This is a genomic window from Pseudoflavitalea rhizosphaerae (assembly GCF_003991355.1).
Taxonomy (GTDB): domain Bacteria; phylum Bacteroidota; class Bacteroidia; order Chitinophagales; family Chitinophagaceae; genus Pseudobacter; species Pseudobacter rhizosphaerae.
In genome coordinates this window covers 104,801-129,616 of record NZ_RCSU01000001.1, presented here as the reverse complement: position 1 = coordinate 129,616, position 24,816 = coordinate 104,801, and the positions used below count along the sequence as shown (strand labels likewise).

Annotated in this window: 18 protein-coding genes and 2 tRNA genes; 16 read left to right on the top strand and 4 right to left on the bottom strand. The window is 46.8% G+C overall.

Annotated elements, in window-relative coordinates:
- The first annotated feature begins 88 nt into the window (after positions 1 to 88).
- The 4 genes from D9Y29_RS00520 to abc-f all read left to right on the top strand — a co-directional run bounded on the left by D9Y29_RS00520 (position 89) and on the right by abc-f (position 3,209).
- Positions 89 to 538, top strand: coding sequence for an SRPBCC family protein (locus D9Y29_RS00520; RefSeq protein WP_127124483.1), 450 nt, complete (start codon positions 89 to 91; stop codon positions 536 to 538).
- 97 nt (positions 539 to 635) lie between these two features.
- Positions 636 to 712: transfer RNA gene (locus D9Y29_RS00515), tRNA-Lys, on the top strand.
- Between the two features lie 221 nt (positions 713 to 933).
- Positions 934 to 1,449 carry a GNAT family N-acetyltransferase gene (locus tag D9Y29_RS00510; protein ID WP_127124482.1) on the top strand — a complete coding sequence of 172 codons (516 nt, stop codon included), beginning with the start codon at positions 934 to 936 and terminating at the stop codon, positions 1,447 to 1,449.
- 173 nt (positions 1,450 to 1,622) lie between these two features.
- A complete protein-coding gene (gene abc-f, locus D9Y29_RS00505; RefSeq protein WP_127124481.1) occupies positions 1,623 to 3,209 on the top strand; it encodes a ribosomal protection-like ABC-F family protein in 1,587 nt (528 codons plus the stop codon).
- Here abc-f and D9Y29_RS00500 read toward each other — a convergent pair.
- Both D9Y29_RS00500 and D9Y29_RS00495 read right to left on the bottom strand, forming a co-directional pair.
- The gene (locus D9Y29_RS00500) at positions 3,204 to 4,655 is read right to left on the bottom strand and encodes an ATP-binding cassette domain-containing protein (RefSeq protein WP_127124480.1); all 1,452 of its coding nucleotides are present in this window, start codon (positions 4,653 to 4,655) and stop codon (positions 3,204 to 3,206) included. The genes abc-f and D9Y29_RS00500 overlap by 6 nt on opposite strands.
- Before the next feature lie 90 nt (positions 4,656 to 4,745).
- Positions 4,746 to 5,063, bottom strand: a complete 318-nt coding sequence (locus tag D9Y29_RS00495) for a carboxypeptidase-like regulatory domain-containing protein (RefSeq protein WP_127124479.1) — start codon at positions 5,061 to 5,063, stop codon at positions 4,746 to 4,748.
- Between the two features lie 353 nt (positions 5,064 to 5,416).
- Between D9Y29_RS00495 and D9Y29_RS00490 the strand changes: the two genes are divergently transcribed.
- From D9Y29_RS00490 to D9Y29_RS00440, 11 genes are all read left to right on the top strand, one after another.
- Positions 5,417 to 5,827, top strand: coding sequence for a hypothetical protein (locus tag D9Y29_RS00490; RefSeq protein WP_127124478.1), 411 nt, complete (start codon positions 5,417 to 5,419; stop codon positions 5,825 to 5,827).
- A 342-nt stretch (positions 5,828 to 6,169) separates the two neighbouring features.
- Entirely contained in the window at positions 6,170 to 8,077 is a 1,908-nt protein-coding gene (locus D9Y29_RS00485) for a DNA topoisomerase IV subunit B (RefSeq protein ID WP_127124477.1), read from the top strand.
- Between the two features lie 16 nt (positions 8,078 to 8,093).
- Positions 8,094 to 8,933, top strand: coding sequence for a DUF1835 domain-containing protein (locus tag D9Y29_RS00480; protein WP_127124476.1), 840 nt, complete (start codon positions 8,094 to 8,096; stop codon positions 8,931 to 8,933).
- 37 nt (positions 8,934 to 8,970) lie between these two features.
- Complete coding sequence (locus D9Y29_RS00475; RefSeq protein WP_127124475.1) at positions 8,971 to 11,493, top strand: DNA gyrase/topoisomerase IV subunit A; 2,523 nt, start codon at positions 8,971 to 8,973, stop codon at positions 11,491 to 11,493.
- A gap of 293 nt (positions 11,494 to 11,786) precedes the next feature.
- The gene (locus D9Y29_RS00470) at positions 11,787 to 14,141 is read left to right on the top strand and encodes a TonB-dependent receptor (RefSeq protein ID WP_127124474.1); all 2,355 of its coding nucleotides are present in this window, start codon (positions 11,787 to 11,789) and stop codon (positions 14,139 to 14,141) included.
- Position 14,142: 1 nt separating this feature from the next.
- Positions 14,143 to 15,309, top strand: coding sequence for a PepSY-associated TM helix domain-containing protein (locus D9Y29_RS00465; RefSeq protein ID WP_127124473.1), 1,167 nt, complete (start codon positions 14,143 to 14,145; stop codon positions 15,307 to 15,309).
- 140 nt (positions 15,310 to 15,449) lie between these two features.
- Positions 15,450 to 16,715 (top strand): PQQ-dependent sugar dehydrogenase, encoded by a 1,266-nt coding sequence (locus tag D9Y29_RS00460; protein ID WP_127124472.1) that lies wholly within the window; start codon positions 15,450 to 15,452, stop codon positions 16,713 to 16,715.
- A gap of 97 nt (positions 16,716 to 16,812) precedes the next feature.
- Positions 16,813 to 16,887: transfer RNA gene (locus D9Y29_RS00455), tRNA-Val, on the top strand.
- 447 nt (positions 16,888 to 17,334) lie between these two features.
- Positions 17,335 to 17,589 (top strand): type II toxin-antitoxin system Phd/YefM family antitoxin, encoded by a 255-nt coding sequence (locus tag D9Y29_RS00450; RefSeq protein WP_127124471.1) that lies wholly within the window; start codon positions 17,335 to 17,337, stop codon positions 17,587 to 17,589.
- A 2-nt stretch (positions 17,590 to 17,591) separates the two neighbouring features.
- Positions 17,592 to 17,852, top strand: a complete 261-nt coding sequence (locus D9Y29_RS00445) for a Txe/YoeB family addiction module toxin (RefSeq protein WP_277601106.1) — start codon at positions 17,592 to 17,594, stop codon at positions 17,850 to 17,852.
- Between the two features lie 234 nt (positions 17,853 to 18,086).
- Positions 18,087 to 18,938: an amidohydrolase family protein gene (locus D9Y29_RS00440; RefSeq protein ID WP_127124470.1), complete on the top strand. Its 852-nt coding sequence runs from the start codon at positions 18,087 to 18,089 to the stop codon at positions 18,936 to 18,938.
- An 82-nt stretch (positions 18,939 to 19,020) separates the two neighbouring features.
- Here the strand turns inward: D9Y29_RS00440 and D9Y29_RS00435 are convergent, their stop codons facing one another.
- Positions 19,021 to 21,909 carry a T9SS-dependent choice-of-anchor J family protein gene (locus tag D9Y29_RS00435; RefSeq protein WP_164735184.1) on the bottom strand — a complete coding sequence of 963 codons (2,889 nt, stop codon included), beginning with the start codon at positions 21,907 to 21,909 and terminating at the stop codon, positions 19,021 to 19,023.
- Positions 21,910 to 22,361: 452 nt separating this feature from the next.
- Positions 22,362 to 22,805, bottom strand: a complete 444-nt coding sequence (locus D9Y29_RS00430) for a YqgE/AlgH family protein (protein WP_127124468.1) — start codon at positions 22,803 to 22,805, stop codon at positions 22,362 to 22,364.
- A 148-nt stretch (positions 22,806 to 22,953) separates the two neighbouring features.
- Here D9Y29_RS00430 and D9Y29_RS00425 point away from each other — a divergent pair, with 148 nt between their 5' ends.
- Positions 22,954 to 24,723, top strand: coding sequence for a helix-turn-helix transcriptional regulator (locus tag D9Y29_RS00425; protein WP_127124467.1), 1,770 nt, complete (start codon positions 22,954 to 22,956; stop codon positions 24,721 to 24,723).
- The last annotated feature ends 93 nt before the right edge of the window (positions 24,724 to 24,816 follow it).

Genomic DNA, 24,816 nt, shown 5'->3' with positions numbered 1-24,816 from the left:
CTATCAGATTAGTAAAAAGTGGAGCAGTGACCACTACAAAAACGGGCGGTACCGAAAAGCCAGATGAGTAGGAATAAATATTTATCTTATGTCTAGCAATGCTGTTTCATTACACAGGGTAATAAAAACTTCGCCTGAAAAGGTATACCGTGCATTTACGGAAGCTGCTGCAATGGCTGCCTGGTTGCCTCCTTATGGATTTCTTTGTACCGTTCATGAAATGAAAGTGGAGAAAGGAGGAACGTTTAAGATGTCTTTCCAGAATTTTTCAACCGGCAACAGTCATTCATTTGGTGGAGAATATCTCGAGCTCAGGCCGAATGAATTCTTAAAATATTCTGATAAGTTCGACGACCCCAATCTGCCGGGTGAAATGATCACTACTGTTTCTCTCAATAAGAATATTGCCGGTACGGAAATAAAGATCACCCAGGAGGGAATTCCTGCTCAGATCCCGGTTGAAATGTGTTATTTGGGCTGGCAGGAATCGCTGGAGAAACTTGCCAAACTGGTAGAACCAGAAATACCAGATGCTTGATTATTTCCTCAGACACTGAGGCTTAATATCTTGGGTGCAAAATATTTGTAAACTATTAGGTAGATATTACTACTTTGTTTATTTTTGCAACCCATCTGACTCCCTAGCTCAGTTGGTTAGAGCTACTGACTCTTAATCAGTAGGTCCTGGGTTCGAGCCCCAGGGGGGTCACCAGAGCGGCTTCGGCCGCTTTTTTTATGTATTGAAATGCCATTCCCTCCGTTTTCTTTATTTTCGGATGGAATTCCACTTTTCTTCAATTTGAGCGTATGATGGATATTGTATTACAGTAATTACCATTAGAGGTAATTACATCTTCAACTGAGAATTTTATTCATGGCCTCTGCTGATTTAGCAGAGGAGTACTCTCTTATTTTTATTCAACTCTAACAGTGATGCACAAATATAATTATACTATCAGGAGGGAAGAGCCTTCTGATATCGATGCTATCGATCAGGTAACAAAGGCGGCGTTTGCCTCCGCAGCATATAGCAGTGGAACAGAATCGTTCATCATCAAAGCCCTGCGCATAAGTGGTCAACTGACAGTTTCCCTGGTTGCAGAGGATGAGGGTGATTTGATAGGACATATTGCAATATCGCCTGTAACTGTTTCATCAGGACGTTCAGGCTGGTATGGATTGGGGCCCGTATCGGTGGCCCCTTCCAAACAGGGATCTGGCGTGGGTTCCGGCCTCATCAGGGCAGCTATCGATGCTTTGAAGGAAATGCATGCTGCCGGCTGTGTAGTGCTTGGCGAGCCTTCTTATTATGGCCGCTTCGGATTCAGTACCGATGACCGTTTGCAGTACCTGCATGCCCCTGCTGAGTATTTCCAGGTTCTTTCATTTACTGGAAATATACCGGAAGGGACTGTGGAATATGATGATAGCTTCAATGTTACAAGCTAATATGGAAAAACAGGTTCGCATTCGCGAGCCTGTTTTGTTTTTTACAAAGTTCCCCGTAATTTTGTGACTCTTACAATTGATAATCTCCATGTAGAATTTAATTTCTTTCAACAAATCAGACAGGTATCCGGCTTACGGGCCATTTACATTTCTCACTCCTGAAGAAAGAAATTATGTTATCCTTACAGCAAGTGACTTATATGCATCCCAATAAGGATGTGTTGTTCAGCAATATTCAGTTCAATATCGGCGCTCATCAGAAACTGGCATTGATCGGCAACAATGGAGCGGGTAAATCAACCTTGCTGCGTATCATGGCAGGGCAGCTGGTTCCCACGGAAGGTAATATGGTGGCTGATTCCAGGTCTTACTACATGCCACAGGTATTCGGTCAGTTCAATCATCTCTCCGTAGCTGCTGCGCTGCAGATAGAAAGTAAATTGAAAGCATTGCAGGAGATCCTTGCCGGACAGGTCACAGAAGCAAATCTCACTATTCTGGACGACGACTGGACCATCGAAGAAAGAGCCCGTGAAGCGCTTGCCCATTGGGGACTGGCAGGGCTTGAGTTTGATCAATCCCTGGCATCGCTCAGCGGTGGACAAAAAACAAAGGTCTTCCTGGCAGGCATCGCTATTCATCAACCGGAGATCATCCTGCTGGATGAACCCAGTAATCACCTGGATATGCAGTCCAGGCAACAACTGTATGAGCTCATCAAAAACAGCAGGAGCACAATGGTGGTAGTGAGCCACGACAGAACCCTGCTGAACCTGCTGGATACAGTAGCCGAGCTCAGCAAACGCGGCATCACGCAATACGGCGGCAATTATGATTTCTACCTGGAACAAAAGGAACTGGAAGCTGGCGCACTGGCGCAGGATGTAAAAAGCAAAGAGAAGGCCTTACGCAAAGCGAAAGAAGTGGAAAGAGAAAGTATCGAGCGTCAGCAGAAACTCGACGCGCGGGGTAAAAAGAAACAGGAAAAAGCAGGACTGCCCACCATCTCCATGAACACGCTCAGGAACAATGCAGAAAAAAGCACCGCACGGATCAAATCAGTTCATGAGGAAAAAACAGGAAATATCTCGCAGGAGCTGAACGAGCTCAGGAAAGAATTACCGGATAAAGACAAGATGAGGATAGGCTTCGATCATTCTGGTTTGCACAAAGGGAAGATCCTTGCAGAGGCAAAAAATGTAAACCTGCAATACCATACAAAACCACTTTGGCCCGAGCCGTTGAACTTCCAGATCAACAGCGGTGAGAGGATTGTGATCACAGGCGCCAACGGGTCCGGCAAAACATCTTTGGTAAAATTGATACTCGGGCAGCTGGAACCCGCATCGGGGACCATTTACAGGGCTATGAACAAGGCCCTGTATGTAGACCAGGATTATTCGTTGATAGATGACCGTTTGAATGTATTCGAGCAGGCAGAAAAGTTCAATCAATCCGGGTTGCAGGAACACGAAATAAAGATAAGGCTCACCAGGTTCCTGTTCACGCAGGAGTACTGGGACAAACCCTGCGCAACGCTCAGTGGCGGCGAGAAAATGCGGCTGATGTTATGTTGTTTGACCATCAGCGGCGAAGCGCCGGACCTGATAGTTTTGGACGAACCGACCAATAACCTGGATATTCAGAATATTGCTATCCTTACCACAGCAATCAACGAGTATGAAGGAACGCTGCTGGTAGTCTCGCACGATGCTTATTTTCTGAAAGAGATAAATGTGGAAAGAAAGATTGCTCTATGAGTAACTGATACTGGCTTCGCCCTTATTCAATGATAGATGTTTATCGATACACTCCGGCCATTCCTGCTGGTAATGGCTTACATACAGCAGGGTAGTACCTGACAATAAGCAGATCTCGTTTACGGATTGCCGGAAGCGTGCAGTGGTGATTTCATCCAGTCCCTGGCATGGTTCGTCCAAAATCAATACTGGTGGGTTCTTGATGAGGGCGCGCGCCAGCAATGCGAGGCGCTGTTCTCCTGCGGAAAGCATATTCAACAACCGGTGTGCTTTCTTATCCAGTTCAAATAATTTCAGCCATTGCATCACCAGTGCTTCGGTTTCTGTGCTCAGTTGCCTGAACAATCCGATAGTATCGAAAAGCCCGCTTGCTACGGCCTGGAAAGTGGTGGCCAGCGGGTCAAAGTGAAGGTGGAGTTCCGGCGAAACATAGCCGATCCTTTTCTTGATATCCCAAATACTTTCCCCGCTGCCTCTTCTTCTGTCGAACAGATATATTTCATTCGCATAGGCGAGAGGGTTATCTCCGGTGAGCAGGCTCAGTAAGGTGGATTTGCCGGCGCCATTTGGTCCGGCTACACTCCAGTGTTCTCCCTTTCTCACTTCCCAGTTGATATTTTTCAGGATCTGTTTTCCTTCATAGCTCACATTTACATTTTTCAACCTGATAGCGAATGTAAATTCCGCTTTTACAGGTTGTATCAAAGATCGCAGGAGTTCCGGCGAGAATGCAGGCAGCTGTTGCTGAACCGGTGGAATATACTCTGCTTTAGGAAGCGCGGTAACCAGGTTGCCCAATGAAAGCGTAGCCACATGCGTGATGCAGGCAGGGATCTCATGCGGCGTGGTGATGAGCAGGAACGGGATCTTTTGTTCACTGAGCCTGGTTAAGATCTCGTTCAGGATGGCGCGGCCATGTGTATCGAGTCCCAGAAAAGGGTTATCGAGAATGAGAAAGGATGGTTGCTGCAACAATGCTTTCGCAATCTGCAATCTCTTATTCTCGCCGTTGCTGAGTTGGATGATCGGTTCATGCAGTAACTGTTGCAATTGCAGTGTGGAAATAATAGCTGCAACATGTGGTAAGTCAATAGCAACACCGAGCGCTTCAGCGGCAGTGATGGTATCTTCCGCATCAAATGAATTGTAACGCTGCTGGTAATACAGGTTGTTCGTATTGTTGCGTGCTTTGAATTTGTGTTGTTGTTCCACCAGCACTATCTGGTGATGATAGGTTTCCGGCGTACCAAATGCAGCCCGGATATGCCCGCTGTAGAAGTGGCGACCTGCAATGGTTTGGGCGAGAACGGTCTTGCCGCTGCCTGAATCTCCAATAAGCGCCCATTGCTCACCGTTATGGATGCTGAAGGTAATGCCGGCCAGTACCTGCTGTGCACCGAGCTTTACGGAAACATCGATCAGTTGTAGGATGGGAGGCTGTTGCATCCTGCAATCTACAAACAGATGAGCATAAAAAAGAAAAACAGCGCGATGCACTGTTTTCCTTTTTGCAAAGAGGAAAATTATAGGAACTGCTTATTGTTCCAGTTTGATTTCGCCAACATCGGTAGGTTGACCATCAGTAACTGTTACACCATCCTTAGCAGCATTCTTATAAGGTGGTTTAGCTTCTACAATCACTCTGTAAGTACCTGCTTTTGCGCCGGTGATCGTGAATGCACCTGACTCAACTGTCGCTTTCAGCGTATCAGTTCCGGACAATGCCCACACGCGCTCAGCGCCGTCTGCAGGAGATACTGTTCCTTTGATGGATCCTGTTTGGATGCCTTTGAACGCAAATAATCCAGCGGTAGCAATAGTGAGCGCTACCAAGCTTACCTTGATGCTTTTCATAAATGAAAAATTATAGGTTAATAAAAATGGTTTGCTATTTTCTTCAACAATCTTTCTTCAACATTTTCATTCACACGTTAGAGCAGGTGGGGTGGTTAGTTCTGTGTTGCAAGAAAACAATGACTGTGCCATAAATATTTTTGGTGAATAAAAAAACGATGGCATGATTATTTAGAACGGAGTATTTTTTTTGTTTCATAATGTATGAGCAAGAAAATCCACACCGGTTACATGTTTCCGCGCATTTTTATTTCTTAACGTATCCTTTAATATCAGGTCATATTGTGGTAATGAACGTATCGCAATTTTGTGCTGTGATCAAAAAAAACAAATCACAAACAAAAAACTGGATTATGAAAACCACAAAATGGTTGTACAACCTTCTCCTGATCAGTTCAATGTTTTTTGCAGCGAATGGATTTGCCGCAGTACAGACCCAACCCCTGGCTGCCGCTAACACCACTGATCCTGTTGCTCCCATGATTGATGTGACCTTCAACGGAACAGAAGGCAATTTCCTAATCTTCACAGTGAAGACCTCTGTACCCGGAAAGTCATATTTCACCATCAGAAACGAAGCCGGCCAGGATCTCCACCGCGAAGTGTACTATGAAGGCAATAACCTTCGCCGCTTCAAGATCGAAAAAGGTGATATCAGATCAGTTCAGTTTGTCCTTGCCATTAATCGAAAACAAATAGCCCGGATCTTTAAGGTTAGCACCACCTACTCCGAACAAACGGAAGTAGAGGAAGCAAGACCATGATCCATTCAACCATTCTCAGGAGGGCCAGCTTTCAGAGTTGGCCCTTTTTATTTGGGGGCTGACTAAAAAGGGCGGAGAGCTGGCAGTCGCTCGCCTCTGACGAGTGACTTCTATTTGTTCGCCTCCGGCGAACCCCGGCGTCGCCGGAGGCGACTAAACAAAAGTCACTCGCCGGAGGCGAGCGACTGCCAGCACGCTGCAAACCCAATTTTCCACATACCTGAATATCTCACACAAAAACCTTCTGCTCCTGTTTTGCTATATTTGCCCGTTCTACAGCATCCCTTACTATTGCAACTGATTTATTTTAATATATAAGTAGCTTACGAACAGGACTAGACTATGGCAAAAGAAAAAGAAACCACCGTTCAAGGCGAGTATACCGAAGACTCGATACGCAGTCTCGACTGGAGGGAACATATCCGCCTCCGACCCGGGATGTACATCGGGAAACTCGGCGACGGATCCAGTCCAGATGACGGGATCTATGTATTGCTCAAAGAGGTGATCGACAACTGTATCGATGAACATACAATGGGCTATGGTAAACAGGTTGAGATCTCTATAGAAGGCAAAAATGTGTCTGTACGCGACTATGGCCGGGGCATCCCTCTCGGAAAAGTGGTGGACGTTGTGAGCAAGATCAATACAGGGGCCAAATACGATAGCAAAGCTTTCCAAAAATCTGTTGGATTGAATGGTGTGGGTACCAAGGCCGTGAACGCCCTCAGCACCTATTTCAAAGTGACTGCTTACCGCGACGGAAAAGAGAAGACCGCCGAGTTCGAGAAAGGCGTGCTCACCAAAGAACACAAAGAACAAAAGACCGACGAACCTAACGGCACACTCATCACCTTCATCCCCGACGAAACAGTCTTCAAGAACTTCCACTTCCTCCACGAATACCTCGATGGACAGCTCTGGAACTATTGCTACCTCAATGCCGGCCTGGTGATGAACCTCAACGGTAAAAAATACGTTAGCAAGAACGGCCTGCTGGACCTTCTCCAGCGCAAGACCAATGAAGACGAGATCCGCTACCCGGTGATCCACCTCAAAGGGGAGGATATAGAAGTGGCCATCACACACGAGAATTCTTACGGTGAAGAATATTACTCTTTCGTTAACGGACAGTATACCACGCAGGGCGGTACACACCTCGCCGCTTTCCGCGAAGCCTTCGTGAAAACCATCCGCGAGTTCTATAAAAAGGACTATGATGCCGCCGATATCCGTGGCAGCATCTGCGCCGCCATCTCCGTTCGTGTGCAGGAGCCCGTGTTCGAAAGCCAGACCAAGACCAAGCTCGGTTCACAGGTAGTGTATGAGAATGGGCCTACCATGAAGAATTTCGTGAACGATTTTCTCGCCAGGGAACTGGATAATTTCCTGCACCGCAATCCAACTACTGCTGAAGCGCTCAAAAAGCGTATCGAGCAGAGTGAGCGCGAGCGCAAGGAACTGGCTGGCATCAAGAAACTCGCCAACGAGCGCGCAAAAAAAGCCAACCTGCACAACAGGAAACTGCGCGACTGCCGCTATCATTACAACGACGAGCCCACAGGAAAAGATAAAGATGCCATTCGCGAAAAACAAGCGGAGAGCACCATCTTCATCACCGAAGGTGATTCAGCCAGCGGAAGCATCACCAAGAGCCGCAACGTTGAATCACAGGCGGTGTTCAGTCTTCGCGGTAAACCACTCAACTGTTTTGGCCTCACCAAAAAAGTTGTGTACGAGAACGAAGAGTTCAACCTGCTTCAGCATGCATTGAATATCGAAGAAGGTTATGAAGGGCTTCGTTACAATAATATCGTGATCGCTACCGATGCTGATGTAGACGGTATGCATATCCGTTTACTGATGATGACCTTCTTCCTGCAGTTCTTCCCTGACCTGGTGAAGAACCAGCACGTGTACATCCTGGAAACTCCATTGTTCCGTGTACGGGACAAGAAGGAGACCATCTATTGTTATGACGAAGAAGAAAAGCAGAAGGCTATCAAAAAACTAGGTGGTAAACCCGAGATCACACGCTTCAAAGGACTGGGCGAGATCTCTCCGGACGAGTTCGGAAGGTTCATCGGTCCTGAAATGCGTAAGCAACCCGTGATCATCGAGCAGGGCGAACACGTGCAGGCGCTGCTGGAATACTATATGGGCAAGAACACCCAGGAACGCCAGGAGTTCATCATCGATAACCTGCGCGTAGAGCTGGACCTGGCCGAAGAAACTGAAACTGCTAAATAGGCACAAACCAGAATTTATGATTCATATCGTTTTCAATGAACCTGATATAGCCGTGCTTCAGAAAGCCATCGAGCTGGAGGAATCCATGCAGGGCGATATCGTATTGATCAGGGATGATTACGCTGTTGGTCCTATTGCCGATATCTATGTAGGCGAAGGCATCGAAGCCAGGAAGCAATGGTGGAAAGAAGTACTGGCCGGCGGTGATTATGATGGAAAAGTGGAAACCGATGAAGTGAACGATTACAAGACCATTGCCGAACTGGTGGGCACCATGCGCCGCAATCCCGATGAGATCATCTGGATCTGGGCTGCACAAAATAAACATGATGTATGTGGCTATTACTGGCTGCTCAACTATATGGCGGAATTCCAGGGTAGGGTATTCATCCTTTACCTGAACAACCTGCCTTTCATCAATGAAAAAGGTCTCATCTTCTATCCCGAATGGTTATCCGTAATTCCTCCGAAGGAATTCCTGAAAGCCAGGAAACTGGCGCGCCCTGTCACACTCAGCGAATTTGAAGTGGACCCCGACGAATGGAAGAAACTGATGCAGGAGGACAAAGGGGTCCGCATCCTTGAAGGTGGTAAGAAGCTCGGTCATTTTGATTATGATTTCTATGATGCCGATCTGAAAAAGTACATTACCAACGACTGGCAGAAGGCAAGCAAGATCATCCATAATTTCCTCACCAAAAACAAGCAAACTACCGGTGACGCGTATATGCTGTGGAGATTGAAGCAGATCCTCGCTGCCGGCGAATACGATGTGCAGGGTGAACTAAAAGGAATGAAGGACTTTGAAGTGAAAGGAAAGTCGGCAGTTCAGGCCAATTCAGAACAGGAACAATAATATAAAAATATACAAGAGCTCAGGCTGAAAGAATCTTATGGCTAAATCGAAAATATCAGAGCAGGCTTTGGAAAGCAATTCAGGTGTATCCGGACAATACAAGACCTGGTTCCTTGATTATGCTTCTTATGTGATCCTGGAGCGTGCGGTACCGGCTGTGGAAGACGGATTGAAACCCGTACAGCGCCGTATCCTGCATGCCATGAAAGAAATGGATGATGGCAGGTTCAACAAAGTGGCCAATATCATCGGTCAGGCGATGCAGTACCACCCACACGGTGATGCAAGTATCGGTGATGCACTGGTGAATATGGGACAGAAGGACCTGATGATCGATACCCAGGGTAACTGGGGCGATGTTCGCACCGGAGACGATGCGGCTGCACCCCGTTATATCGAGGCGCGCCTCAGCAAATTTGCGCTGGACGTTGCTTTCAATAATAAAACAACTGATTGGGCAACCAGTTATGACGGCCGCAAGAACGAGCCGGTAACGCTTCCCATGAAATTCCCGCTGCTGCTGGCCCACGGAGCTGAAGGTATCGCGGTTGGTCTGGCTACCAAGATCCTGCCGCATAACTTCAATGAGCTCATAGACGCTGCCATCAAATACCTCCGCGGAAAGAAATTCGAACTCTATCCCGATTTCCAGACCGGCGGAATGATAGACGTTACCAATTACAATGAAGGTAAACGCGGCGGCAAAGTGCGTGTGCGCGCCAATATCGAGGAGTTCGATAAGAAGACCCTGCTCATCAAAAATGTACCCTACGGCGTTACTACTACTTCGCTCATCGAGAGCATCATCAAAGCCAACGATCAGGGTAAGATCAAGATCAAAAAAGTAACGGATAATACCGCTGCCGATGTGGAGATCCAGGTTGACCTGGCCCCCGGCATCTCTCCCGATATCACCATCGATGCCCTCTACGCATTCACCGATTGCGAAGTGAGCATTTCTCCCAACGCCTGCGTGATCGTAGACAAGAAGCCCGTGTTCCTCGGCGTTCACGAACTGCTGCGCGTTTCCGTGGAGAAAACAAAAGACCTCCTCAAACGTGAACTCGAGATCAAACTCGCGGAACTGCAGGAAAAATGGCATTATACTTCTCTCGAAAAGATCTTCTTCGAAGAAAAGATCTACAAAGAGCTGGAGAAAAGACATGAGACCTGGGATAAGGTACTGGACGCCATCGATAAGGCATTCAATCCTTTCAAGGCCCAACTGAAACGCGAGATCACCCGCGAAGACCTCATCAAGCTCACGGAGAAGCCTGTACGCAGAATTTACAAACTCGATATCGATGACCTGATCAACCAGATCAAAGGTTTGGAGAAAGAGATCAAACAGGTGAAGCATGATCTCAATAACCTGGTAGATTTCGCCGTGGCATATTATGAGCGGCTTAAAGAGAAATACGGTAAAACAAGAGAGCGCAAAACGGAGATCAAGCCTTTTGAAGTGGTACAAGCGAAAGCCGTGGCCATCGCCAATGCCAAGCTCTATGTAAACCGTGCAGACGGCTTTGTGGGCACAGGTTTGAAGAAAGATGAATTTGTGGCCGACTGTTCCGACCTGGATGATGTGATCGTGTTCACAAGGGCCGGTAAGATGAAGATCGTGAAAGTGTCTGACAAAACATTCATCGGGAAAGACATCATCCATATCGCCATCTTCCAGAAGAACGATGAACGCACTACTTACAACATGATCTATGTTGATGCGAAGAGCGGCATCAGCTTCGCGAAGCGATTCAATGTTACCGGTATCACCCGTGATAAAGAATACGACCTCACCAAGGGGGCTGAGAAAAGCAAAGTGCATTATTTCACTGCAAATCCCAATGGTGAAGCCGAAGTAGTGAAAGTGATCCTCAGTCCTAATGCCAGCGCGCGTATCAAGGAATTCGATTTCTATTTTGAAGAACTAGAGATCAAGGGACGCAGCAGCATGGGCAACCAGGTGACCAAGTACCCGGTCAAGAACGTGAAGTTCAAGGAAGCCGGTAAATCCACGCTCGGTGGCCGCAAGCTCTGGTTCGACGACCAGTTCGGAAGGCTCAACACCGAAGAGAAAGGGGAGTACCTGGGCAGCTTCCAGGCGGAAGACAGACTGCTGGTTTTCTACCACGATGGTACTTACATGATCACAGACCAGGAAGTGACCCAGCGTTTCGATCCCGAGAACGTGATCAGGATCGAGAAGTTCAACCCGGAAAAAACAGTTACCGCCATTTATCTGGATTACGATAAACAACAGTTCAACGTGAAGCGTTTCCGTATCGAGACCACCACGCTGTTCAATAAATTCACGATGATCAAGGAAGGGCCCGACAATTATCTCGAAGCGGTGAGCACCCATCCTGAACCCATCGTACTCATCAGGCAGGGGCGCGGTCAGCAGCAACGGACATCAAAGATCAAGATCAATGATTTTGTTGAAGTGATGGGCTGGAAAGCCGTGGGGAACAAGCTCGCGGATTTCAGCAAAAGCACCGAGTTTGAGTGGGTGATGAAAGAAAAGAAAGAAGAAGCGAACGACCAGCCGGAACTGTTTTAAGTTATCAGGGTGTGCCCAGTCGCTCGCGTCCCCGCGAGTGACTTCTATTTGTTCGCCTCCGGCGAACCCCGCGTCGCCGGAGGCGACTAAACAAAAGTCACTCGCGGAGACGCGAGCGACTGCACCGATGGGACTGCACCCCGGGAGGGACAGACTCCAGCAGTCAGGCCCTTTTTTGTTGCCATTGCCGCTGATTTTCAGCATTTTTCCGCTTCGCGTAACTGCTTTTTCCTGATTGGGATGTTTCCTGCGGCAAACCGTAGTGAAATTTGCCGGCAAATACAAAACCGGTTATGAGATTCTTGGTTTGGCTTTTAGCAGCAATTCCCTTCTTCAGCTTTGGCAATAGCAACAGCAATGAACCTGATTTTGGTATCATCAAAGGACAGGTTACCACCAGCGACAATAAACCCGCAGCTTTCGTAACCGTTTCCCTGAAAGGCACCAAACGCTCCGTTGTTACAGAGGATGACGGAAGTTTTCTTATTCAAAAAGTAAAGCCCGGAACTTATCAATTGGAGGTTACGCTTGTAGGTTATGAACCATTGGTGCAGGAAGTAATTGTTGGAAGCAATCAAACAACCGCATTGAACCTGCAACTGAATGTATCCAGCCAGCAGTTGACCGAGGTGATTGTGGTGCATGCGAAGAATCGATTTGCCACAAAGAGAACTGAAACGGTTGCGCGTATGCCTCTGCGTAACCTGGAAAATCCACAGGTATACAATGTGGTGGCGCAAAGCCTGATGACTGAGCAGAATATTATTGAGCGAAATGAAGTATACCGTAACATTCCCGGTGCAGTTCCAAACTTTTCAGCAGGTGGTTCACAAGGGCTGACCATGCGCGGTTTCCAGAATACGCAGGGTACCAGGAATGGATTGGCCACCAGCGCCATCGTTCCGATGAACGCCGTCATCATAGACAGGATCGAATTCATCAAAGGACCCGTTGGCACTGTATTCGGTGGCGGACGTGGTATCACGTTCGGTGGTAATTACAACTATGTAACAAAGAAACCCTATGAAACCTTTGGTGGCGAGATCAGCTATACCGGTGGCAGCTACGGGTTCAACCGTATCATAGCAGATGTGAATACGCCATTAACCATTAAAGGAAAAGAGAACGCATATTTTCGCTTCGTTGGCGCATTTCAAAATGAAGGCTCGTTCCAGGACCAGGGCTTCGCAAAGAATTATACAATCGCACCCAGTTTCAAATACATCGTAAACGACCGACTGACCATCAATCTCGACGCTGAATTCACGCGTGGCAATTATACTACCACTTCATTTGCACTGGGCAATCTTTCAAAGATCACTGCCCGGAACATGAAGGATATTCCTATCGGTTATAAACAATCGCTGATCAATAACAGTATCGATATCAATAATGGTATCAACAATGTGCAGGCACAGATAGAGTACAAGATTTCTGAAAAATGGAAATCGCAGACCAATTACCTGTACTCACAAGGATTTTATAAAGACTTCCTTTGGACAACACTTACTTTATTGACGGATTCAACAGTTGCGCGCAGCACCAGGAACCAGACCCCTGAAACATTTGGTAATATCCAGGCCCAACAGAATTTTGTGGGTGATTTCATGATCGGTAAATTCCGCAACAGGGTAGTGATAGGGCTGGATTACAATTACAATTACAACGATCTTTATCGTGTGAGCATACCCGTGGATACTGTGAACCTCAGGTACAATACGCCCGGCTTCAGTGCAGATCAACTAGAGGTATTGAGCCAGCAGCGAGGCTTCGCCGCCAGCAAAACCAAATCGAACACATACAGTGTGTATGTGTCGGACCTCTTCAATATCACACCGGAGCTGACAGCAATGGCTAGTCTTCGTATGGACAGGTTCACCACTGATGGAACTTTTTCTCCCGCTACCGGGAAATATGCGGGTGGCTACAATCAAACTTCCTGGAGTCCCAAGTTCGGCCTGGTGTACCAGGTTGTGAAAGACCGGTTGTCTCTCTTCACCAATTACATGAATGGCTTCCTTAACCTGGCTCCTGCTGCTCAACCGGACGGGACCATCCTGGTATTGAAACCTCAATACGGGAACCAAATGGAAGCTGGTGTGAAAATGGAATTGTTCCATAACAAGCTGATCGGTTCTGTGAGTGTGTACGATATTGCCGTTACCAATTCCACCCGGAATGAAACGATCGATGGAAAGATATTCACTTTGCAGGATGGTACACAACGCAGCAAGGGAGTTGAAGTGGAACTGATCGCCGCTCCTGTTGCCGGCCTGAACATCAATGCAGGATACGCTTTCAACGAGAACAGGTACAAAAAGGCCAGTCCTGCGCTTACGGGAAAATATGTTATGGCCAGCCCGAAAAACACAGCAAATCTCTGGGTGAGCTACACCTTGTTGAAAGGCAGTATGAAAGGATTCGGTATCGGCGCCGGCGGCAACTATGTTAGCGATAGTTGGTATGATTCAGGCAACCAGTTCATACTGCCTGCTTATACCTTACTGTATGCAACTGTTTTCTATGACCAGCCTGCTTACCGTATTTCTCTAAAGGGAAATAATTTATTGAACGAAGAATACTGGAATTCCAATGGCATCGCCCAGAAACCTTTCAATTTCCTGGTGAGCCTTGGACTGAAATTCTAACATGACCCTGAAAAAGCTCATATTGCAAATACATCTCTGGCTCGGTCTCGCTACCGGGCTGGTTGTTTTTGTTATGGGCCTCACCGGTGCCATTTATTGTTTCCAACCTGAGCTTTCAAAACTGATCACACAACCTTACCTGAAAGTACAAGCGCAGGACAAACCATTCCTGCCTGTATCAGAATACAAACGCATCGCAGAAGCGCAACTGCCGGGAAAGAAACCTACACGGATCCTCATAAAAGGGCCTGAAACCGCAGTGATAGTGCAGTTCTCCGGAAAAAAGCCAAAGCCTTTCTCGTATGCGGTTTTCCTGGACCCTTATACCGGCGAAGTATTGAAGTCCCGCGATATGAATTCAGAATTTTTTCGCTGGATACTGAACGGACATATGTATCTCTGGCTGCCTCAACCCATCGGCAAAGCCATCACAGGCGCCAGTACCCTGATCTTCCTCGTGATGGTGGTCAGCGGCATCGTTCTCTGGTGGCCCCGCAACAAAGCAAGGAGAAAGAGTAGCTTCAAAGTGAAATGGTCCGCATCTCCCAAAAGACTCAATTACGACCTGCACAATGTGTTCGGTTTCTATGCAAGCTGGGTCCTCATCTTTACTATCATCACAGGTTTGTACTGGAGCTACGAGTTCACCAGCAAGGCAACCTACTGGGCGTTCTCCGGTGGAGAGACAAAGCCTAAACCGCCTGTCCTGAAATCAGTGAAGATGCCGTTGGCAGACAGCAGTATGCAGCCGCTGGATAAAATTTTCAACCAGGTTACAGCTTCTTTTCCCGCCGCCAAAGGATTCCAGGTGAATATCCCGCAAACTGATTCCGCAGTTGTATTGGTTCGCGCCTACCCCGATCTCAAAACCTATTATCAAAGTGATAATGTTTATTTCGACCAGTACTCGGCAAAAGAGATCCCTGTGAACTTCCTGGGCAGGTACGCTGATGCGAATGCCGGCGAGAAAGCGGTCCGGATGAACTACGATATCCATGTGGGCGCTATTGCCGGACTGCCCGGTCGTATACTGATGTTCTTCATTTCCCTGATCGCTGCTTCATTGCCCGTTACCGGATTTTATATATGGTGGGGTAAGAAGAAAAAGAAACCTGCCGCAAAAACTCAACCCGCCCTCCGCAAGCAAACAGAACTGCAGCCTGCCTGAACAGGTTCCCACTCTATCTAAAAATTCCCGGTATCCGTCGAATAATCCGCAGGATGCTGGCATGTGATTTTTATAGTCAAAGGAATTAATCCTTAAAACAGTACCTTAGGTGACTGTTTAAGGAACAAAACCAATTGACCATGCATAAGAAAATCTTCCACATTATTTGTGGTATCGGACTGATAGCAGTAGCCTGTAATAATGGTGAATCCAATGCCGCAGCTAAAGAAAGTGCTGATTCCACCGGCGTTTCATCGAATAGCGCAGACACTTCTGGCAGGCCTGTTGAAACAAAAAAGGCCAATACCGATTACAAGCCTGCTTTTCCCGGACAGACAAGGATTGCCGGTGTAAAAACAAAAACTCCCTTTGAGTTCAAGGTGATCACTTCCGGGTTATCGAATCCCTGGGGCATTGCCGAGCTGCCGGATGGCCGTTTCCTCGTTACAGAGAAAGGCGGCACCATGCGGATTGTGAGTAAGGACGGAAAGCTGAGTGATAAGATCAATGGCGCTCCCGCCGTGAATGCCAATGGTCAGGGCGGCCTGCTGGGGCTTACTTTTGACCCTGCTTTCAGTAAGAACAGGATGGTGTATTGGGTATACTCAGAAAAAACTGCTGACGGCAATCTAACGGCGGTGGCTAAGGGAAAACTATCGGACGATGGAACCGCACTCCAGAACTCCGTGGTGATCTACCGTGCTACGCCTGCACATAAAAGTTCTCTTCACTATGGAGGGAGGATACTGTTCGATAAGAACGGTTACCTGATGGTGAGCACCGGCGAACGTTCCGATAGAGAGACCAGGCCCCTGGCCCAGAGCCTGCAGGCCGGGCTGGGAAAGATCGTTCGCATCACAACCGATGGTAAGCCCGCTCCCGGCAATCCATTCCTCAGGGATAAGAGTGCAAGGCCCGAGATCTGGTCTTACGGTCATCGCAATGTGCAGGGACTTGCCTGGCATCCCGTTACCGGTGATCTCTGGGAAAATGAATTCGGACCGAGAGGAGGGGATGAGCTCAATCGTATCGAACCAGGAAAAAATTATGGTTGGCCCAGCATTACTTACGGTATCGAGTATTCGGGACCGAAGATCAGCGGTGGGGCTACACAGCAGGAAGGAATGGAACAACCTGTTTATTACTGGGACCCTGTGCTTTCCCCGAGTGGTATGGCCTTCTATTCCGGCGATGCTGTTCCTGAATGGAAGAACAATTTGTTCATTGGAGGTTTGAATTCCATGCATATCGCCAGGTTGGTGATCGAGAATAATAAAGTGGTAGGGGAAGAGAGATTACTTACCGGAGAGAATGAAAGGTTCAGAGATGTATTCAACGCATCTGATGGCGCTTTGTATGCAGTTACTGATGGTGGAAAAATGTACAGGATTGGAAAGAAGAATTAGCAACTAATAATAACGATCGGTTTTTTTTGAAAAAAAGCGCCGGATGTTTTGTTAATATCCGGCGCTTCTTTATTTTCGCGTCCCGATTCACAACAAAGGGAGTTTAGCTCAGCTGGTTCAGAGCATCTGCCTTACAAGCAGAGGGTCGGCGGTTCGAACCCGTCAACTCCCACACTTCAAAAGCCTTGCAAAGCAAGGCTTTTCTTTTTAACTTAGCTTATAGTCTCTCATTCCCGTCGCCGGCTCCATTAATTAGTCATAAAGTATTTAGGCTTCTTTGTTTGTATATAAACTACTTCAAAAGATCAAAGCAATGGATAAAGTTTCTATAGCAATGCAGAACGAGATTGTTCATATTGCATCCCAGCGACTGGGACATCCCCTCTCTTCTTCTATTATCGACAAAGTGTGTCAAAACAAATGGAGTTATATGGGACTTGAATCCATAATCGATTTTGTCAAGACGCTTGAAATTCACGAGATCGAAGACTATTTGTCTAGCCTGGATTGATATCCGCTGCATCATCTTTTATTGAGGAATATTTAAGATGAACATTTCACCTTAAATCTCTATCTGGTGTAATTAAAAATACTTATATTTGTACGTAAACAAGTACGTATGCGAGTTGTTAATTATTCTGACTTCAGAAGCCAATTGGCTGAAAATCTCAATGTTGTCAATGATGATAAGGAAATTGTAATTGTGTCGAGGACGCAAGGAAAAACTGTTGTGGTTATGGATCTGGATGAGTATAATTCCATTCAGGAAACTTTGCATCTTATGGGCACACCCGCCAACCGTAAAAGATTGGAGGAAGCTGTTGCTGAAATGAAAAGTGGAAAATCCATCAAACGTAAACTTATAGACAAGTAACCATGGCTATGGATCTGGTTTGGCAGACACATGCCTGGGAAGATTATTTATACTGGCAGACCCAAGACAAGAAAATTTTGCAGCGTATCAATGAATTGATAAAAGACGCAATACGTTCTCCATTTAAAGGTATTGGTAAGCCGGAGCCCCTGAAAGGGGATCTGGCAGGTTGTTGGAGTAGGCGTATCACAGATGAGCATCGCCTGGTATATACAGTTAAGGATAAGCGTTTACACATTCTTCAGTGTCGCTATCATTACTAAGCCCTTTTGTCTGCTATTGGTTTGAGCTTTTGTAAGAAGTACTTCAGTTGGTTCGACATTTCTCCGGCAGACTCCCACAAAAATTGTATAACCCGCTCTGGTAGCGGGTTTTTGCGTTTAGTGAATTCAGCTCCAATTTCAGATTACCAACCAGTTATAAAGGGTAGTTCCATCACCGTGACATTTATTTGAAATGTCGAAAAAAAACAATTAAGTTAAGGCAAATACTTTTCGATGAAACTACTACTGCTGTTGTTTCTTTTAGCCATCTCCTTCCTTTCATTGTCACCCGTTAAAGTGCAGAAAGTTTTTGACGTACATATCCACGGAAGCAGTGCCGTTGCGGAGCAGTTGAAAACGCTGGAAAGATCAGGCGTATACAAAGCTGCATTGAGCAGTTCCTGGGACCTTCAGAACAGTTACCGGGAAAACCCGCCCATCAAATTATTGTATGGGCTTATGCTTCCCTGTCCTAACGGTAAAGTGCCATACAGTCTGCAACAATGTTATGAAAACGGGCAGGTATGGCCTTCTGTAGCATGGGTAGAAGAACAGATCAAAGATGGGAAGATCGATTTCCTGGGGGAGATCCTCACTCAATATCATGGCATCCTTCCTTCAGACTCTTTGATGAACCCATATTATGCAATTGCAGAAAAGTACAATCTGCCTGTTGGTGTCCATACAGGAGGAGCGGGCCCTGATCATGGCTGCCCGGATTTCAAACTTGAATTTGGAAATCCTGTATTACTGGAAAAACTGATCCTGAAATTTCCGAAACTGAAACTTTGGATCATGCACAGTGGAGACCGGTTTTATAAAGAGACTACCAGGCTTATGAGTAAATATGTTACTTTATATGCTGATATCTCGGTGATCTCTAATCCGGATATTTTGGCGCCGGATCAATTCGCTGGCATCATGAAAGAATTCATCGACGCCGGATTGGAAGACAGGCTTATGTTTGGATCAGACAATGGCGACATCCGGAAATCTATTTCTGCTGTGAATGAACTTTCTTTTCTGTCAGACAAACAAAAGGAAAAGATCTTCCACCTGAATGCTGAGCATTTCTTTTCGAGATAATTGATTTCTCGTTACCCGTATAAAAAAAAACAGGGGTTGCATTGTTGTGCAACCCCTGGTTCCAGATCGTTTCAGGATTTCATCAATCTATCTTCAATATCTTCACTTTTTCTTTTCCATTTCCAAGTGTAATAATGTACAAGCCTGCTTTTTGTGTTGTCAGGTCAACGTCAAAAACATTCCATCCTACACGGAGATGCACTTTCTTGTTCCAGATTGCACGACCGTTGATGTCATTCGCTCTTACATTGTATTGCCCTTCTTCAGTGATCAATGCTTTCAGGGTAACCTTACCTTTTGAAGGGTTAGGGAATCCCTGCACCACGGTAACAGTTCTGTTCTCTTTACAGAAGCCGAGTTCTATCACTTTGCTGGTGCTGGCCGTACATCCATTGGCGTCAATAGTAGTATAGGTGATAGTATGGAGGCCCAGTGCAGGAATTTCAAGATTCCAGTTATTACCTGTAACACCCGTGCCACTGAAAACGCCGCCGGCAGGGGTTGCGAGTAATTGAATATTCCTTTCTTCTGCGCATACCTGGGCAGTAGTTGTAATGGTGGGTTCTATTGGCTCATTGATGCTGAGGCTCACCACATCGGAGTAAACAGTTGTGCAGGCGCCAACAAGCATTACCCTGTATCGATTTCCATTTTCTGACTGTGTTGCATTGGCAACAGTAAAGGTGCTGCCATTCTCACCGTTGATGTTTTCCCAGTTCTGGCCCTGTTCTTTCTGCCACTGCACCAGTTGCGCGCCGGATGCATTGATAGTGAAAATGGCGTTTTGGTCCAGGCATACTGCACGATTCTCCGGTTGGGTATTGATCACTGGTTTCTGTGAATCGGTAACGGTTACCGTGAAGCTGCAGGTAGACTGGTTGCCGCAGGCATCGGTAGCCGTTGCCGTTACGGTTGTAACGCCAATGGGTAATGCTGAACCGGAAACAGGAACGGTAGTAACAGTCACTGTGCCGCTGCAATTATCTGTGGCATTTACAGTAAAGTTAGCAATGGCTGTGCAGGCCCCTGAAGTAGGAATAGTGATATCGGCCGGACAACTGATCACTGGCGCCGTTTGATCATTTACAGTGATGAGTTGTGTGCAGGTTGCAGTATTGCCTGTGTTATCCGTTGCCCTGTACGTTCTGGTAACGGTGTACTTATTTGGACAGGTTTGATTGCTGATCACATCATCCACAAATGTTACAGTAACGCCTGAACAATTATCGGAAGCTGTTACGCTGCTGATATCGGGAGCAGGAATTTCACCTGTGCAACTCACAGTTAATGGTGCCGGGCAGCTAATGGTTGGCGCCTGTGTATCATTGACTGTTACCGTAAATGAGCTATTGTTCGATCCGCAACTATTGGTTGCTGTTAGTGTAACGGTAGTTATCCCTACATTGAAAACTGAGCCGCTGCCGGTACCATTGCCACTGCCGGTGGTGGCCCCGGAGAAACTATAACTGAGTGTAGGGGCAGGAGTGCCGGTACTTGTTGCAGTATAACTGGCTACAGCGCTGCAGGCATTTTCTGCATTGTTCACTGAAACATTGGCCGGAAGTGTAAGGCCTGGAGCAGGGTTCACAGTTACTGTTGCAGTGGCTGTAGTTAAGCAGCCACCGGCCTGTCCGGTTACCGTGAAAGTGACTGTTACAGGGGCAGCCGTGGTATTGACCAGTGTGCCACTGATATTCCCTGATCCACTGGCATCGATGCCGGTTACTTCAGTGATTTTATCTCTTGTCCAGGTTATTCCTGCATAAGGTTTTGTGCTGGACGTTATGATAGTGGTAATGGCATTGCCGCTGCAGGTAGTTTGATTTTCCTGCGATACAGAAGTGATACCCGGGTCATTAACAGTGAAGACTGCATTTGATGAATGTGCGCAGCCATAAGGATCTGTTATATCATAGGTGACGGTCTGCGTACCTGCAGAAGGATCAAATTGCCCGCCGCTTACTCCTGTTCCTGAGAATGTTCCGCCAGCAGGGGAGGCCATACCAGACAGGTCAACAATGGTATTTCCGCAGACTTCTTGCGGGGAGAATGAAATAGGATTGGCCGGACAAACAACAGTGATAGAATAAAACTGGGATCCTGAACATCCACTGGCATCCGATGCAGTAGCAATAAAATTAAATGTTCCCGTTGCTGTAGGCGTTCCGGAAATGGTGCCATTTACTGCAATTGTGAGCCCGGGAGGAAGCGCACCGGCAGTTATGGCGAAATTTGGTGCGCCCAATGCTCCTGTCTGACTGAGCGTTTGATTATAGCTGCTACCTGCCGTGCCGGCCGGTAATGCTCCGGCAGCAGGACTGAGTGTAAACGCCGGACAAACATAAGGAGTATACACCACGTTGTCTATACCTATATAATCACTGTTAGTACCTGTTGGGCCCGCAGCTGTTACGAAATAACGGAATGCGATCCTGCCCGAAGTGGGAGCCGGGAGTCCGGAAATAGTCACTGTATATTGTGTCCAGACTGCCGGATATACATTTCTCTGCAAAGTGGGGTTTACAGACAGTAATAAAGTGGTGAAATCTCCAACACCGGAACCGCCGCTTCCTACATTAGTACTGGCGCCGTTGGTGCTGAGTCTGATTTCCAGCCTGTCCGGATATTCGGTGCCGCCGCCAGGTGTTGTTGGCCTTCTTGTCCGGAAAGTAAATACATCTCCATTGCGTAAAGTCCTGTTGGGTGTGATCAGCCAGTTACTGATTGTTCCTGAGCCTCCTGTGGTACTGTTGAAATTGGCGGCAATATAAGCGTTGGTTGCTCCATTGTATGCATCAAATGGACCTGGATCTGGTGTTGCGTTGGTAGCAGTTCCCTGGAACCAGGAGTTACCACCCAGTGGAGAACTGTTATTCTGGATATGCCAGCCATTACCAGCCAGTAAAGTAATGTTATCGAAATTTTCCGTGTATCCCTGCGCGTGAGCATTGAGATTTGTCAATGATGCCAATAATAAAAAAATCCAAAAAAAGTGTCGGGTACAATTAGGGGTCATAAGTAATTAGATTTGACTTTCATCAATAAAGACGTTACGTCGTGAATAGAAAAATGTAAACGTCTTAATAATAAAATATTGTTGCTTCACAGGATAGGAACTATTGAATTTCGAAAAATACAGCGCTGTTACATACCCGGTAGATATGAATGAAAGCCAGTGCTGGCTTCGATCTTCATGATTTTACAATCAAGTAAAATTGGTGCTAAGAAAGAAATGAAGTAGACAATGTGGGTAGATTGGGGTTTGGTTTTAGTATAGGGTTGAAGATGCGAAGATATTCGATATTCAATTCAGAACCATGCGCGCGGCGTGTTTCTGATATATATCTATTGAATTATGCCCCGTAAACTTTAATGCCGGTACTTCTTGTAGTATTAACTCATTTGATCCAGGCAGGCGTTGGATCAGCCGAAAACATTCCCTTCCTTCATTATTTCCCAACTACCTTCTTCGATCTCTGCTTCCAGTTCCTTGATGTTCCAGCCGCAATACCCGATGAATAATTTGATGTCGTTTTCTGTAAGTGTTTTGTTATTGATCAGGCGGACAGCTTCCCTGAAATCCCCGCCAAAGCAAATGTTGCCGGTAACAGGTGTGCCGCCCTTGATCAGGTCTGGCCGTTGGTGAAGAATGAAAAGATGCTCGCGGTCTACCGGCCCGCCATCGTACATCGGAAAGGGGGCACTGTGTTTGAACTCTTCCAGCTCATTGAAACGACGGAGGAATGGAATATTGATTACAAATCCCATTGCTCCTTTTTCATTGTGCTCTGTGATGAAGATCTCTGTGTTTTCAAAGAAAGTATCATCCAGAAGGGCCGTGCTTTTGAAGAAAGTTCCTGCATGCATAATGGCAAAGTTAGTACTGTATTGGCAAATGCCAGTCTTGTGTCCGGAACACATCGGTCTGAACTTGCTATTGTGAAGTTTCTTTTTTTCATTTTTAAGCACTTATGTAATACCTTCCCTTTTTATAAACGGCTGTTCCCGATCGTTGATGAAAAGAATTTTCGCTTTATTTTTTGCCCTTTGCTGTATTACCAGTCTGTACCCGCAGGCCCCTTCCACGGAGGCTATACTGGATGCATTTGAGAACAGGAGCCAACAGCATCTGCTGCAAGAAAATGAAGCTTACGAACTCACCAGTTTTTCACCCGCCTATCTTTTCGATACACTGTTGCCTGCTGCAGAAGCCCGATATAAAAAGCATCCTGATAAATGGCTGCTGGTGCATCTCCTGCGTTTGCGGGCCAATGCCGCTTCCAATCACCGGAACCTGAACAATGATATCGGCATCAGGCCGGTGTCGGTTGCCCTCACGGAAGAGGCTATCCGCCTTTGTCACCTGGAAGGGAATGACCTGTTGCTGGCCGAGACCTATTTCGATATGGCAGAATTGTACAATCTCTACGCTCGCCATGAAGAATATATCACAATGCTCACGAAAGCTTTCGAGATTGCGGACCGGGAGGGGCATGAATATTTTCCCGGTATCCTGTTGTACCATAAGCTGGCTGGCATGTGCAAGGCGGCATTCCATATCAACAGTTTCAGGGAAAGTATCCATTATGGTAACCGGGCGTTGGCCAAGCTGAGCACATTGAAAAGACCGCCCGGTCTTCATACGGAGATCTTTTTGTATGATCTTGTAGGTTTCAGTTATAAATTGCTGCAGCAAACCGATAGTTCTATTTTCTATTACCGGCGCTTACAGCAGCTCTTGAAGGGGAGGGATACCAGTACGGTTTTCTATAAATTATGGAGTGCTATTGCTGATGGGAATATCGGAGAGAACCTGTTGTTGCAGGGAAATATTGTTGCTGCGGAACCCCTGCTGGAGCAATGGGAGCGTACCGGGATTGCTTTCGGTGATACAGCCAATATTTCGCTGGCGAGGAAGGCGCTTGCAGAAAATTACTTCAGGAAAAGAGAATATGACAAAGCTTTGCAGTACTGGCAATTTGTGCTGGAGTGGAGCAAAAAGAAGAAGCATTTCGCCAATGCTGCGGCTGCTGCGGAAGGGATTGCTTCGGTCTATCACCGGAAAGGGCGGGTGGATGATGCTTTTTTCTATTTCCGGCAATCCAGGGTATATAACGATAGTCTAACAGCCTTCAATAACCGCTCGGGCCTGCAGGCTGTTCAGGCAAAGGTGAAGCTGGAGAACCTTCAGCAATCGCTGGCAAATTCCAAAGCCCTGCTGAAAGTGGAAAAGAGGAGCAAGCAGTTCCTGCTGGCGGGCATAGTTCTGCTGGCCGTTATTGCCACCTTACTGTATAACCGGCAAAGGCTGAAAGCGCAAAACCGTTTACAAAGAGTACAACAGCAAAAACGGGAGGCAGAGCTGGAGGCCAGGAGAACGAAGGAGGAGATCGATAATTTCATACGTCATATCAAAGAAAAGAATGATCTCATCGATTCACTTCGTGAAAAATTATCTTCCGATTCTGCTTTGAAAGCAAGGCAGGATATCCTGGAAGGATTATCGGAATACACGCTCATCACTGATCATGAATGGGAACAGTTCAAAACTGGTTTCGCCAAAACTTATCCATCTTTCTTCCCCGCCATGGCGGCACGCCTCAAACAGGTAACGCCGGCAGAAGAGCGGCTGGCCACCCTGATCTTCCTCGGCTTCAATAATCTTCAGATCGCAAATACACTTGGTATCGGCCGTGAAAGTGTTACCAGGGCACGGTATCGTTTGAGACAAAGACTTGGGCTCTCCAAAAATGAAGAACTGGAGGAGCTGATCGCAAATTGGTGATCAGTACATTTTTACACATTTCTATTTTTTACTTTTTTACTCCTTGTCCGGGCGCGTTTTGCATTTGTCCGGTTTTTTGTCTGCCTGTCCGGA

Bases quoted from the DNA above. Each gene is read 5' to 3' on its own strand.
- D9Y29_RS00460 (WP_127124472.1), top strand. From the start codon at position 15,450: ATGCATAAGAAAATCTTCCACATTATTTGTGGTATCGGACTGATAGCA.
- D9Y29_RS00475 (WP_127124475.1), top strand. From the start codon at position 8,971: ATGGCTAAATCGAAAATATCAGAGCAGGCTTTGGAAAGCAATTCAGGT.
- D9Y29_RS00465 (WP_127124473.1), top strand. From the start codon at position 14,143: ATGACCCTGAAAAAGCTCATATTGCAAATACATCTCTGGCTCGGTCTC.
- D9Y29_RS00430 (WP_127124468.1), bottom strand. From the start codon at position 22,805: ATGCATGCAGGAACTTTCTTCAAAAGCACGGCCCTTCTGGATGATACT.
- D9Y29_RS00485 (WP_127124477.1), top strand. From the start codon at position 6,170: ATGGCAAAAGAAAAAGAAACCACCGTTCAAGGCGAGTATACCGAAGAC.
- abc-f (WP_127124481.1), top strand. From the start codon at position 1,623: ATGTTATCCTTACAGCAAGTGACTTATATGCATCCCAATAAGGATGTG.
- D9Y29_RS00490 (WP_127124478.1), top strand. From the start codon at position 5,417: ATGAAAACCACAAAATGGTTGTACAACCTTCTCCTGATCAGTTCAATG.
- D9Y29_RS00440 (WP_127124470.1), top strand. From the start codon at position 18,087: ATGAAACTACTACTGCTGTTGTTTCTTTTAGCCATCTCCTTCCTTTCA.
- D9Y29_RS00500 (WP_127124480.1), bottom strand. From the start codon at position 4,655: ATGCAACAGCCTCCCATCCTACAACTGATCGATGTTTCCGTAAAGCTC.
- D9Y29_RS00495 (WP_127124479.1), bottom strand. From the start codon at position 5,063: ATGAAAAGCATCAAGGTAAGCTTGGTAGCGCTCACTATTGCTACCGCT.
- D9Y29_RS00480 (WP_127124476.1), top strand. From the start codon at position 8,094: ATGATTCATATCGTTTTCAATGAACCTGATATAGCCGTGCTTCAGAAA.
- D9Y29_RS00450 (WP_127124471.1), top strand. From the start codon at position 17,335: ATGCGAGTTGTTAATTATTCTGACTTCAGAAGCCAATTGGCTGAAAAT.
- D9Y29_RS00520 (WP_127124483.1), top strand. From the start codon at position 89: ATGTCTAGCAATGCTGTTTCATTACACAGGGTAATAAAAACTTCGCCT.
- D9Y29_RS00445 (WP_277601106.1), top strand. From the start codon at position 17,592: ATGGCTATGGATCTGGTTTGGCAGACACATGCCTGGGAAGATTATTTA.
- D9Y29_RS00470 (WP_127124474.1), top strand. From the start codon at position 11,787: ATGAGATTCTTGGTTTGGCTTTTAGCAGCAATTCCCTTCTTCAGCTTT.
- D9Y29_RS00510 (WP_127124482.1), top strand. From the start codon at position 934: ATGCACAAATATAATTATACTATCAGGAGGGAAGAGCCTTCTGATATC.
- D9Y29_RS00425 (WP_127124467.1), top strand. From the start codon at position 22,954: ATGAAAAGAATTTTCGCTTTATTTTTTGCCCTTTGCTGTATTACCAGT.